This window comes from Lysinibacillus sp. GW823-FHT06C08 (genome assembly GCF_058795135.1).
Genome location: NZ_JBXAHN010000007.1, coordinates 113,019 through 125,326 on the forward strand (window position 1 = coordinate 113,019; position 12,308 = coordinate 125,326).

The following is a 12,308-nucleotide window of genomic DNA, read 5'->3' on the forward strand; positions in this document are numbered from 1 at the left end:
CCAAATGATTTTCATACGGTATAAATGCAAAGGCAAAAATGTAGACTAACAAAAGGAAATGCAAGTCAAGGAGGTTTTAGAAAATGAAGAAATGGTTTGGACCAATTGGGATAATTGTTATCATTCTTATCGTGTTAGCCTTAGTATTGATTCCTAAATATAACAGTTTAGTAACAGCTGAGGAAAATGTAGATTCCAAATGGGCGCAAGTTGAAAACCAGCTCCAACGCCGCTACGATTTAATTCCCAATTTGGTTGAATCTGTGAAAGGGTATGCGAATCACGAGCAACAGATCATTGCGGATATTACTAACGCACGTGCTCAAATGGGCAATGCTAATACTCCTGAACAGCAAGCTGTTGCGAATGATGCTTTATCTGGTGCGCTTAGTCGTTTACTAGTAGTCGTGGAAAACTACCCGAACTTAAAGGCAGATGCAAATTTTCGTCAGTTAATGGATGAGCTTGCTGGCACAGAAAATCGCTTGGCAGTTGCGCGCGAGGATTATAATAATGAAGTACAACAATTTAATAAGCATGTTAAACGCTTTCCTGGCAATTTAATGGCAGGGATGTTTGGATTTGAACAAAAAGAATACTTTAAAGCCGCTGCGGGTGCCGAACAAGCACCGTCTATTGATTTTAGTCAATCGGGTACACAGTGATGAAGCGTTGTATTATACAGCTGCTTATCGTTTGCTCAGTGCTTCTTTTTAGCATGACTATGACGAAAGCAGCAATACCTTCACCAATGAAAAATACGTATATCCATGATTTTGCAAATGTCTTATCTTTAGATGTAAAACAGGAGCTAAACCATTATTCAGAGCAATTAGATAAAGGGACAGGTGCTGAAATCATGGTCGTAACCGTTGATAGCCTTCATGGGCAGGAGGCGAAAATGTATGCGACAAAGATGATTCGTTCCTGGGGCATTGGGGACAAAGAGAAAAATAATGGTGTCCTTATACTCGCTACATTTGGACAGGGCGAAGGCCAAAATGATGTGGTGATAGCTGTAGGTCAAGGCTTAGAAGGAGCATTACCAGACGGTAAATTAGGGCGTATTTTAGATAATGCATTTTATCCCTTTGCAAGTGAAGGTGATAATGATCAAGCCTTTCTAGCTACATATGCGGAGGTCTTTCGTACTGTAGCTGAAGAGCATAATTGGAATGGTGAATTACCTGCAGGTGCAAAGGAGGAGGAAGGAATGCCCATCTGGCTCATTATTGTCATCGTTATAATAGTCCTCATTTTTTCTTCTTTTTCAAAAGGCGGAAGAGGCGGACCTCGTGGGAGAGGCTACGGCGGTTATCCTGGTGGCTTTGGTGGCGGACGTTCAGGTGGTGGCGGTTTTGGAGGGTTTGGTGGCGGCTCTTCAGCAGGTGGAGGGGCAAGCCGAAAATTTTAATACTAACGACAAGCGAGCTAATTATTTAGTTCGCTTTTAATATGAAAATATTGACAAAAATACAAATAATGGTATAATTTGAATATATCGACTATCGATATAACGTAAACTGATATAGGGAGGAATCATTTTGAAAAAAAGATTTTTAACTGCATCATTAGCAATTATTTTAACAACTGCTACGGTTATTCCTGCAACATTGCAAGAAGTACGTGCTGCCAATGAAACAAATGTTGTATTAGCACAAGAGGAACATCTTTCAGCACAGGAATTTCTGGATTTAGCAGTAACAGCTTTAACATTCCAGCATGGCTCTGATTCAATGCGTCAACAAATTAAGGATCAATGGGTAAAGGCTGGAGAGATTTCAGACTTAAGCGCTATTATTAAACGTGATCAAGCAGCTAGGATTTTAGTTAGAGCTGCCAATAAAGAAGGAAAAGAAAAGTCACTACCAGAGTATTTAAAGAAGGCCAATAAGCTTGGTTTCTTTAAGGGAGTATCTTCAAGTACAGATTTTATTACGAAACAAGATGCTGGCAAACTCCTTAACAATGTTAAACATATAAAAAATGGTTCCAATAATAAAGGAGTAAAAGAAATTTCTGTGGAAGATTTTATGAAAAATCCAGGGAATTTTGGCTACGAACTTTCCCCTGATGGTAATTATATTACATTTGCCTCTGAATGGGAGAACCGCTCGAATGTATTCGTGAAAAAAATGAATGATAATAGTGAGCCTGTTCGTGTATCAAGCTCAAAGGATCGAGATATTGCAGGTTTTTTTTGGAAGGATGATGCTTTACTTTATTTGAAAGATAAAGGTGGAGATGAAAACTTCCATATTTATTCTACAACCTTTAACGGTTCTGTGGAAAAAGATTTAACGCCATATCCTAACGTAACGGTAGGAATATTGGATAGCTTACAGGGTGTAAAAGACGAAATTCTTATTATGATGAACAAAGAGGATGCTACTGTTTTTGATGTGTACAAGCTAAATGTAAAGACGGGTAAAACGACTCACGTCGCCAAAAATCCTGGCAATATTACGAACTGGTTAGCAGATCGTAACGGCAATGTACGTGTAGCTGTGGCTACTGATGGGGTGGAAGGTACTGTCCTTTATCGAGATTCAGAAAAGGATGAATTCAGATCATTTATTAAAATCGGTGCTGGGGATGAAGTGATGCCGATAGCTTTCTCGAAGGACAATAAGTTTATTTATGCTACATCCAATAAAGGCCGGGATAAAGTAGAAGTGGTGAAGTATGACTTACAAGGGAAAGAAGAAGTAATCATGTCCAATGATGAAGTGGATGTTTCGGGTGTATTGTATAATGCTGAAAAAGATAAATTATTGTATGGTGCGTATGCTACGGATAAAATCCATTATCAATTCTTTGATAAAAATTTTGAAAAGTTATTCCGTAAAATTCAAAACAAGCTTGGTGTTCAAGAAAGCCAATTGGGCATAAACGATTACAATAAAGAGATGACAAAATTTATTGTAAGTGTATCGAGTGACACCATCTATGGAAAATATTATTACTATGATTCAACAACAGATGAATTAACAGAATTAGCAACATTGAGCCCTTGGTTGAAATCTTCAGAGCTTGCAGAAATGCATCCTATCTCTTATAAGAGTCGTGATGGATTAATTATAAATGGTTATTTAACATTGCCGAAAAATAAAAATGCTAAAGATCTACCTCTTATTGTAAACCCACATGGTGGACCGTGGGCTCGTGATATGTGGGGATTCAATCCAGAAGTACAGCTATTAGCAAATCGTGGCTATGCAGTGCTACAAGTAAACTTCCGTTCCTCGACTGGATATGGGAAGGAATTCCTTCAAGCTGGTAATAAGCAATGGGGCTTGAAAATTCAAGATGATATAACGGATGGCGTTCAATGGGCGATTGACCAGGGTATTGCAGATCCTAAACGTATCGGTATTTACGGTGCTTCATTTGGTGGTTATGCTACATTAGCTGGCATTACGTATACACCAGATTTATATGCGGCAGCAGTTGATTATGTTGGTGTATCTAATATTTTCACACTATTAGATACAATTCCACCATACTGGGAAACTATGCGAGACATTTTTTATGAACGAGTAGGTCATCCAGAGAAAGATAAAGAATTATTATCAGCGGTTTCTCCGGTCTTCCATGCAGATAAAATTAAAACACCTTTATTTGTTGCACAAGGCGCAAATGATCCACGTGTCAACAAAGCGGAATCCGACCAAATTGTCGAAGCTTTACGTGCTAGAGGTGTAGATGTAGAGTATATGTTAAAGGATAATGAGGGCCATGGCTTCGCGAATGAAGAAAACAGAATCGAATTCTATAATGCCATGTTGAAATTCCTTGATCATCATTTAAAATAACATAATAGCCAAAAGGCATTGATGTGCTTGTTATTCGCACTCAATGCCTTTCATTTTTCTAGTAAGCTTTTGAATGAATCCACCACATAGTTTACAATCGTTGTAGCTAGCATTGTCATCGTTCAACGATGAAGAAATAATAGAAACAGGAGGTGCCATCCATGATTGTTCAATTTTTTAGTCGAGCTAATTGTCCATTATGTGTAGAGGGCTTACATACATTAAAGCTTGTACAGGAAGATGTAGCGTTCGATATTGAAATAGTTAATATTGAAGAGGATGATCTCATACACGAAAAATATATGTTAATGATACCTGTAGTAGAAAAGGATGGGGTCGTTATCCAATACGGTAATCTGGATTATGCTACATTGATGGAGTACTTGGGCAGTTAAGTTCTATGTCTTTAAAAAGATAATAACGGCGTAAATCGCTCTATTGTTAATTGTCATTCATACAATTCACAAATTGTTCAATGAAAGCGGTTTGAATTTGAACAGTTTGTGAAGACCTTCACATTAGTCTTTTATTTTATAAAAATCGGAGTAGAATAGGTATCAAGTAAGACGTTGTTATAAAACAGATAATGAAAAGTATCACAAATTCTAGTGGTTGTTATATTACAAAAGCGATGTGAAGGGAGATTTTACAATGTGGGTTATTACAGTATTTGAAAAAAAGGACGTTCGTATTTTTGAATTTACAAATAAAAATGAAGCAACAAAAGCTTTAGAAGGATTTAAGAAAAACGCAATTTTATCTTTCACAAAATAAGCAAACCAAAGTCCCGTAGCTAATGGCAAAGCTATGGGGCTTTTTTTTAATCCAAAACTATACAATTACTTGCACTTTCCAAATATGCGTATTATAATAAAATCATAAGTGGGACACAAAATAATATAGTGGGACTTAATTGAACCCACCACTATTAACAAGGGAGTAGATAAATATGTTCACTATTCCAGAGGCACAGCAAAGGCTACTTCCTGAAATGTATCCGCTTCTGCAATCTAGATATCGTATTTTGCAAGCCGTTCAACTTATGCAACCTATCGGGCGTCGAACACTCGCAGATTCATTGAAAATGACAGAGAGAGAAATTCGTAAAGAAACTGACATTTTACGTGAACAAGGGTTATTAGATTCGCAAAAGTCGGGTATGGTATGTACAGATGATGGTGAAGAAGTCATTGAAAAACTGAGAGCCATCGTTTATGAATGGTCTGGTTTAACCCAGCTTGCAAAATTGCTTGAACATCATTTTGGTATACAACATGTTGTTGTTGTACCAGGTGACTATAGTGAAGACAATACAATCCTAACCTTGCTTGGCAAGGAAGCAGCATTGCAATTTATGTCTACTGCTTTTGATGAACAAGTTGTAGCGGTCACTGGTGGAAAATCAGTTGCCTCTCTAGCTCAATTTTTACATCCATTAGAGGGACAAAAAGATATTACCTTTGTTGCCGCACGCGGTGGAATTGGTCATGAAATGCAAATGCAAGCGAATACGCTTGTTGCAACATTTGCCATGCAGATGGAGGAACAATACCGTACATTATTTTTACCTGAGCATTTAAGTGAGCAAGCATATCAAGCAATGCTAACAGAGCCTATGGTAACTGAAATGATGGCGTATTATGATCGAGCAGATTGCGTGATCCATGGCATTGGATCGGCAGAGGAAATGGCGATTCGACGTAATTCATCTTCTGAGGATTTGCGAATTCTTGAGGAGAAGGGCGCGGTAAGTGAGGCATTTGGTTATTACTTTAATGCCGATGGTGAAATCGTACATCGTATCCGCACGATTGGTATTCAGCTTGAACAGGTAAAAAATAGCCAGCAAGTTATTGCCGTGGCAGCAGGAAAACAAAAGGTCAATGCGATGCTTTCTTATTTTAAAGTAGCGCCAAAGCAAACGATTTTTATTACAGATGAAGCAGCCGCAAAAGCCATTGCCGCTACTTTATCTACTGACAGCCATTTTGATTGATGGGTGTGAGCATTACCATGTCACTCGATCTCAAAAAATGTTTAAGCATTTTTTGAATGAGCATAAAAGCAATTTAACGTCTCTATTTCAATGGAGGCAGACATTACACATTATTGGAGGAATTAACAATGGCATTAAAATTAGCAATTAATGGATTTGGACGTATTGGACGTTTAGTATTTCGTGAGGCAATGAAGCAAAATGAATTTGAAGTAGTAGCTGTAAACGACTTAACAGACGCAGGTCAGCTTGCACACTTATTGAAATATGATTCAGTCCACGGTATCTATGATGCTGAAGTCAATGCAGATGAAGATTCTTTCGTAGTAAATGGTCAACGTATAAAAGTATATGCTGAAAAAGATCCTTCACAATTACCATGGGGTGAATTAGGAGTAGACGTAGTTCTTGAATGTACTGGTCATTTCCGTTCAGTGGAAGAAGTAGGTAAGCATATTGAAGCAGGAGCTAAAAAAGCAATCCTTTCTGCACCAGCAAAAGGAGAAATGCCTACATTTGTGATGGGTGTTAACCATACAGACTATAACCCAGCAACAGATGATGTTATCTCAAATGCTTCTTGTACAACAAACTGTCTTGCGCCTGTAGCGAAAGTACTTGATGAGAAATTTGGCATTGAACGCGGTATGATGACAACAATCCACTCTTACACAAACGATCAACGAATCTTAGACTTCCCACACTCTGACCCACGTCGTGCACGTGCAGGAGCGGTATCTATGATTCCAACAACAACTGGGGCAGCGGTAGCCGTTTCTAAAGTATTACCACAATTAAAAGGTAAATTAGATGGCTTCTCTATGCGTGTACCAACACCTAACGTATCATGTGTAGACTTAGTTGTAGAATTAAAAGCAGATGTAACGAAAGAAGCAATTAATGCGGTATTAAAAGAAGCATCTGAAAATGAATTAAAAGGCATTTTAGACTACAACGAACTACCATTAGTTTCTATTGATTATAACGGTAACCACCATTCTTCTACTGTTGATGGTCTTTCAACAATGGTATTAGAAAACAAAATGGTGAAGGTTCTAGCTTGGTACGATAACGAAATTGGTTACTCTACTCGCTTAATGGACTTAGCTTTATACATTGCTGAACAAGGGTTAAACAATAAATAAGTATCATATTTCAACATTTTGAGTAAAAAGTGTGACATAATACTGCTTTTTATGCACAAAAAGTATAGCCTTTATAATATCGAATAGATATAATATACAAGGGTAATGGGAGTAAGGGTTAACCCTTACTCCCTTTTTGTCTAAATTCAGCAGGAAATACCCACCTCTATAGGTAATGAGATGAATACACAAATGGCTCTCTTTAATGGAGTGGGTGTCCAAACACCGACTACATCAAGATAATAGCCTAGCGGATGTCACAGATTTTGTTGGGACTCCAACACTAATGCGTAATTCATATATGGTGTTTGCAAGACATAAAAGGGTACTTTTGCTACTATAAAAACAAGTATTAGGGTTCATTATCAAAAGTTGGAGAATCATATGCACATTAGATGGTGACCCCGAAAAAGTACCAAGATGACTTTTCGATTTAGGAAGCATGGTGTGGAGCCAAGATGGGTAAAACACAATGATGTAAGACTAAAACAGCTTTGAAGGGAGTTTCTTCATGTTAAATAAGAAGACAATGAAAGATATTGATGTAAAAGGTAAACGCGTTTTTGTACGTGTTGATTTTAATGTTCCAATGGCGGATGGGGCCATTACAGATGAAACACGTATTCGAGCAGCTATTCCAACAATTGAATACTTAGTAGAGCAAGGTGCAAAAGTCATTTTAGCTTCTCATTTAGGTCGTCCAAAGGGTGAAGTAAAAGAGGATATGCGTCTAACAGCAGTTGGTATTCGCTTAGCGGAGCTAATGAGCAAACCAGTTACGAAGCTAGATGAATCTATTGGGCAAGCAGTGGAAGAAGCTGTTGCGAGCATGCAGGATGGAGACATTTTACTTCTTGAAAACGTTCGTTTCCATGCAGGCGAAGAAAAAAATGATCCAGCTTTAGCACAGCAATTTGCTCAGCTAGCAGATATTTATGTCAATGATGCTTTCGGTGCAGCTCACCGAGCACATGCTTCTACAGAAGGAATCGCCAAGCACATTCCTGCAGTATCAGGTTTCCTAATGCAAACGGAATTAGATGTACTTGGTAAAGCGCTATCGAATCCTGAACATCCATTTACAGCGATTATCGGTGGTGCCAAAGTTAAAGATAAAATTGGTGTAATTGAAAGTTTATTAGAAAAAGTAGACCACTTAATTATTGGTGGTGGATTATCATTCACGTTCATTAAGGCACAAGGCTACGATATTGGGAAATCTTTATTAGAAGAAGATAAAATTGAGCTAGCAAAATCATTTATTGAAAAGGCAAAAGCAAAAGGCGTGCAATTACATATGCCAATTGATGCGGTAGTGGCTAATGAATTTTCACAAGATGCGGAAACAAAAGTTGTGGATGTTGATGCTATTCCTGCCGATTGGATGGGGCTAGACATTGGGCCAAAAACAGCAGTTCACTATGCAGAGGTCATTAAAAATTCTAAATTGATTATTTGGAACGGACCAATGGGTGTCTTTGAAATGGATAAATTTGCGAATGGTACAAAAACAGTGGCTGATGCAATGGCAACTACATCCGGTTATACAGTAATCGGTGGCGGTGACTCTGCAGCGGCAGTTGAAAAGTTTAAAATAGCTACTAAAATGGATCACATTTCTACAGGTGGCGGTGCTTCACTTGAGTTAATGGAAGGTAAAGAGCTTCCAGGAATTGTTGCACTAAACGATAAATAAGCCAAATAAAAAATCGGAGGCAAGACGATGCGTAAACCAATTATTGCAGGTAACTGGAAAATGTTTAAGACATTTGAAGAAGCTATACAATTTGTAGATGCCGTACAGGATAAACTTCCTTCTAATGAGAAAGTAGACGCTGTAATTTGCGCACCAGCACTTTACCTACCTACTCTTGTGCAAGTTGCTAGTGAATCAGAGCTAGCTATTGGTGCCCAAACGATGCACTATGAAAATGAAGGTGCCTTTACTGGTGAAATTAGCCCTGCACAGCTAGCAAGTGTGGACGTGGACTATGTTATATTAGGACACTCAGAACGTCGCGAGTACTACAATGAAACAGATGAGGCTATTAATAAAAAAGTAGCAGCAGCACTTGCACATAATATTGTACCGATTATTTGCTGTGGTGAAACGCTAGAGGAACGAGAAGCGGGAACGACAGAGCAAAAGGTTGCGGGCCAAATTAAAGCGGCACTTGCTGGATTCGAAGCGCAGCAAGTAGAGCATATGGTCATTGCCTATGAACCAATTTGGGCAATCGGTACAGGTAAAACGGCTACAGCCGATGATGCCAATCAAGTTTGCGGAGCGATTCGTTCGGTCGTTGAGGAATTATTTGATGCTGAAACGGCCAATGCAGTTCGCATCCAATACGGTGGCAGCGTTAAGCCTGACAACGTTCATGAGCTTTTATCAAAAGAGCATATTGATGGAGCATTAGTAGGTGGAGCAAGCTTACAACCAGAATCTTATTTAACATTATTGGAGGCGGCAGCAAATGCCTAAAAAGCCAGTAGCTTTAATTATTTTAGATGGCTTTGCATTTCGTGATGAAACATTCGGAAATGCAGTAGCACAGGCTAAAAAGCCAAATTTCGATCGATATTGGAGCCAATTCCCACACGCTACATTAACAGCATCTGGAGAAGCCGTTGGGCTACCAGAAGGACAAATGGGTAATTCCGAGGTGGGTCACTTAAACATTGGTGCTGGTCGTATTGTTTATCAAAGCTTAACACGCTTAAATAAATCGATACGTGAAGGAGACTTCTTTACAAATCAAGCATTTTTAGATGCGGTGGCACATGTGAAAGCTCATAATTCTAAATTGCATATTATGGGGCTGTTATCAGATGGTGGTGTTCATAGTCATTATGAGCATATGTTTGCTCTATTAAAGCTTGCAAAGCAGCAAGATGTAACGGACGTTTTCGTTCATGGCTTCTTAGATGGTCGAGATGTTGGACCTACAACAGCTTTAGACTATATTGAAGAAACTGAAAAACAAATGACTGAAATGGGAGTAGGTCAATTTGCATCTATTCACGGTCGTTACTATGCAATGGACCGCGATAAACGATGGGATCGTGTCGCGCTTACTTATAATGTACTGGCAGATGGCGTTGGTCAAACAGCGGAAAGTGCAAAAAGTGGTGTAGCAGCATCGTATGAGCGTGAAGTGACAGATGAATTTGTCATCCCATTTAGCATTCAAGAGCATGGAGAGCCAGTGGCAACGATTGGTGATAACGATGCAGTCATTTTCTTTAACTTCCGTCCGGACCGTGCTATACAGTTGTCAAAAGTATTCACAAATGAAGGCTTTGATGGTTTTGCAGTATCTGCCAAGCATCCAAAAAACTTGAAATTTGTATCCTTTACTCATTATAGTGATGAAGTTAATGCACAGGTTGCTTATGAAAATGACAACTTGAAAAATACAATCGGTGAAGTGTTAGCGATGAATGGTAAAACACAGCTACGCATTGCCGAAACCGAAAAATATCCACATGTTACTTTCTTTATGAGCGGTGGACGTGAGGAGAAATTCTTAGGTGAAGAACGTTTATTAATCGCATCCCCAAAGGTTGCCACATACGATTTAAAACCTGAAATGTCTGCTTATGAGGTGACAGAAGCCTTACTTGCAGAAATTGAGGCTGAAAAATTTGATGGTATTCTTCTTAACTTTGCCAACCCTGATATGGTAGGTCATAGTGGAATGCTTGAACCAACAATTAAGGCCATTGAAGTAGTGGATGAATGCTTAGGGAAAGTAGTAGATGCGCTTCTTGCAAAAGGTGGTGCAGCTATTATTACAGCTGACCATGGGAACTCTGATGAAGTGGTAACACTAGCTGGGGAGCCTATGACAGCTCATACAACAAATCCTGTTCCAGTAATTGTGACAAAACCAAATGTTGTTTTACGAAATGGTGGTATTTTAGCCGATTTGGCTCCAACCATGTTAGAATTATTACAGGTGTCACAGCCTACTGAAATGACAGGTCAATCATTAATTGAAAAAGAGGAGAATTAATTATGCCATTTATTACACAAGTTTATGCTCGCGAAGTTTTAGATTCACGTGGGAACCCAACAGTAGAGGTTGAAGTATTTACAGAGTCAGGCGCTTTCGGACGCTCAATCGTACCATCAGGTGCATCAACAGGTGAATACGAAGCTGTAGAATTACGCGATGGTGACAACTCTCGTTACCTAGGCAAAGGTGTATTAAAAGCAGTTGAAAATGTTAACACAATTATTGCACAAGAATTAGAAGGTAACTATTCTGTTCTTGACCAAGTTGTCATTGACAAAACTTTAATAGAGCTTGATGGCACAGAAAATAAAGGCAAGCTAGGTGCTAACGCAATTCTAGGTGTATCCATGGCAGTTGCACATGCTGCGGCAGATTATTTAGATGTACCTCTTTATCAATATCTTGGTGGGTTTAATTCTAAACAATTACCAGTACCAATGATGAACATTTTAAATGGTGGAGCACACGCAGATAACAATGTAGACATTCAAGAATTTATGGTTATGCCTGTCGGTGCAGAATCTTTCCGTCATGCACTACGTATTGGTGCTGAAATTTTCCACCACTTAAAGGCAGTACTAAAAGCTAAAGGCTATAATACAGCAGTAGGTGACGAGGGTGGTTTCGCACCAAACCTTGGCTCTAACGAAGAAGCCATTACAGTCATTTTAGAAGCAATTGAAAAAGCAGGCTACAAACCAGGTGAAGAAGTGAAGCTTGCAATGGATGTAGCTTCATCAGAGCTTTTCAATAAAGAAGATGGTAAATACCACTTAGATGGTGAAGGTGTTGTTAAAACTTCAGAAGAGATGGTTGATTGGTACGAAGAGTTAACAAACAAATACCCAATCATTTCAATTGAAGACGGCTTAGATGAAAATGACTGGGCTGGACACAAGCTATTAACTGAACGTATTGGTAGTCGTGTTCAATTAGTAGGTGATGATTTATTTGTAACAAATACAAAAAAATTATCTGCAGGTATTGAGCAAGGAGTTGGAAATTCAATCCTTATCAAAGTGAACCAAATCGGTACATTAACAGAAACATTTGAAGCGATCGAAATGGCGAAACGTGCAGGCTACACAGCAGTTATCTCTCACCGTTCTGGTGAATCAGAGGATGCAACAATTGCTGATATCGCCGTAGCAACAAATGCAGGCCAAATTAAAACGGGTGCGCCATCACGTACAGACCGCGTAGCTAAATACAACCAACTTCTTCGCATCGAAGATCAACTTGGTTCAACGGCTGAGTACCTTGGTTTAAAATCATTCTATAACTTAAAATAAGCGACTAATACGTATTTCGTCCCAAAAGTTAAACATAC

General features: G+C 38.8%; 11 protein-coding genes. All 11 read left to right on the forward strand.

Translation table 11 applies throughout. The annotated features are described in order from the left end of the window. Positions 1 to 83: 83 nt before the first annotated feature. Positions 84 to 665, forward strand: coding sequence for a LemA family protein (locus tag AC1Q6O_RS16395; protein WP_089986252.1), 582 nt, complete (start codon positions 84 to 86; stop codon positions 663 to 665). Beyond that, positions 665 to 1,414 carry a TPM domain-containing protein gene (locus AC1Q6O_RS16400; protein WP_427422422.1) on the forward strand — a complete coding sequence of 250 codons (750 nt, stop codon included), beginning with the start codon at positions 665 to 667 and terminating at the stop codon, positions 1,412 to 1,414. Before AC1Q6O_RS16395 ends, AC1Q6O_RS16400 begins: the two co-directional genes overlap by 1 nt. Before the next feature lie 130 nt (positions 1,415 to 1,544). Next, positions 1,545 to 3,815 carry a S9 family peptidase gene (locus AC1Q6O_RS16405; RefSeq protein WP_342530693.1) on the forward strand — a complete coding sequence of 757 codons (2,271 nt, stop codon included), beginning with the start codon at positions 1,545 to 1,547 and terminating at the stop codon, positions 3,813 to 3,815. A 161-nt stretch (positions 3,816 to 3,976) separates the two neighbouring features. Next, entirely contained in the window at positions 3,977 to 4,210 is a 234-nt protein-coding gene (locus tag AC1Q6O_RS16410; protein ID WP_008173221.1) for a glutaredoxin family protein, read from the forward strand. 256 nt (positions 4,211 to 4,466) lie between these two features. Beyond that, positions 4,467 to 4,589, forward strand: a complete 123-nt coding sequence (locus AC1Q6O_RS16415) for a hypothetical protein (RefSeq protein WP_255250346.1) — start codon at positions 4,467 to 4,469, stop codon at positions 4,587 to 4,589. 175 nt (positions 4,590 to 4,764) lie between these two features. Further along, positions 4,765 to 5,811 carry a sugar-binding transcriptional regulator gene (locus AC1Q6O_RS16420; RefSeq protein WP_089986249.1) on the forward strand — a complete coding sequence of 349 codons (1,047 nt, stop codon included), beginning with the start codon at positions 4,765 to 4,767 and terminating at the stop codon, positions 5,809 to 5,811. A 128-nt stretch (positions 5,812 to 5,939) separates the two neighbouring features. Beyond that, on the forward strand, positions 5,940 to 6,956 hold the full coding sequence (gene gap / locus AC1Q6O_RS16425; RefSeq protein WP_090003053.1) for a type I glyceraldehyde-3-phosphate dehydrogenase: 1,017 nt from the start codon (positions 5,940 to 5,942) through the stop codon (positions 6,954 to 6,956). A gap of 511 nt (positions 6,957 to 7,467) precedes the next feature. Then, the gene (locus AC1Q6O_RS16430; protein ID WP_342530688.1) at positions 7,468 to 8,652 is read left to right on the forward strand and encodes a phosphoglycerate kinase; all 1,185 of its coding nucleotides are present in this window, start codon (positions 7,468 to 7,470) and stop codon (positions 8,650 to 8,652) included. A gap of 27 nt (positions 8,653 to 8,679) precedes the next feature. After that, a complete protein-coding gene (gene tpiA, locus AC1Q6O_RS16435) occupies positions 8,680 to 9,441 on the forward strand; it encodes a triose-phosphate isomerase (RefSeq protein ID WP_036120195.1) in 762 nt (253 codons plus the stop codon). Next, positions 9,434 to 10,975, forward strand: a complete 1,542-nt coding sequence (gene gpmI, locus AC1Q6O_RS16440) for a 2,3-bisphosphoglycerate-independent phosphoglycerate mutase (RefSeq protein WP_171365696.1) — start codon at positions 9,434 to 9,436, stop codon at positions 10,973 to 10,975. Before tpiA ends, gpmI begins: the two co-directional genes overlap by 8 nt. Before the next feature lie 2 nt (positions 10,976 to 10,977). Beyond that, positions 10,978 to 12,270 carry a phosphopyruvate hydratase gene (gene eno / locus AC1Q6O_RS16445; protein ID WP_008173213.1) on the forward strand — a complete coding sequence of 431 codons (1,293 nt, stop codon included), beginning with the start codon at positions 10,978 to 10,980 and terminating at the stop codon, positions 12,268 to 12,270. The last annotated feature ends 38 nt before the right edge of the window (positions 12,271 to 12,308 follow it).

Excerpts from the sequence above, each read along its gene's own strand:
- gap (WP_090003053.1), top strand. The coding sequence starts at position 5,940 with ATGGCATTAAAATTAGCAATTAATGGATTTGGACGTATTGGACGTTTA.
- AC1Q6O_RS16415 (WP_255250346.1), top strand. The coding sequence starts at position 4,467 with ATGTGGGTTATTACAGTATTTGAAAAAAAGGACGTTCGTATTTTTGAA.
- AC1Q6O_RS16395 (WP_089986252.1), top strand. The coding sequence starts at position 84 with ATGAAGAAATGGTTTGGACCAATTGGGATAATTGTTATCATTCTTATC.
- tpiA (WP_036120195.1), top strand. The coding sequence starts at position 8,680 with ATGCGTAAACCAATTATTGCAGGTAACTGGAAAATGTTTAAGACATTT.
- AC1Q6O_RS16400 (WP_427422422.1), top strand. The coding sequence starts at position 665 with ATGAAGCGTTGTATTATACAGCTGCTTATCGTTTGCTCAGTGCTTCTT.
- gpmI (WP_171365696.1), top strand. The coding sequence starts at position 9,434 with ATGCCTAAAAAGCCAGTAGCTTTAATTATTTTAGATGGCTTTGCATTT.
- eno (WP_008173213.1), top strand. The coding sequence starts at position 10,978 with ATGCCATTTATTACACAAGTTTATGCTCGCGAAGTTTTAGATTCACGT.
- AC1Q6O_RS16410 (WP_008173221.1), top strand. The coding sequence starts at position 3,977 with ATGATTGTTCAATTTTTTAGTCGAGCTAATTGTCCATTATGTGTAGAG.
- AC1Q6O_RS16430 (WP_342530688.1), top strand. The coding sequence starts at position 7,468 with ATGTTAAATAAGAAGACAATGAAAGATATTGATGTAAAAGGTAAACGC.
- AC1Q6O_RS16420 (WP_089986249.1), top strand. The coding sequence starts at position 4,765 with ATGTTCACTATTCCAGAGGCACAGCAAAGGCTACTTCCTGAAATGTAT.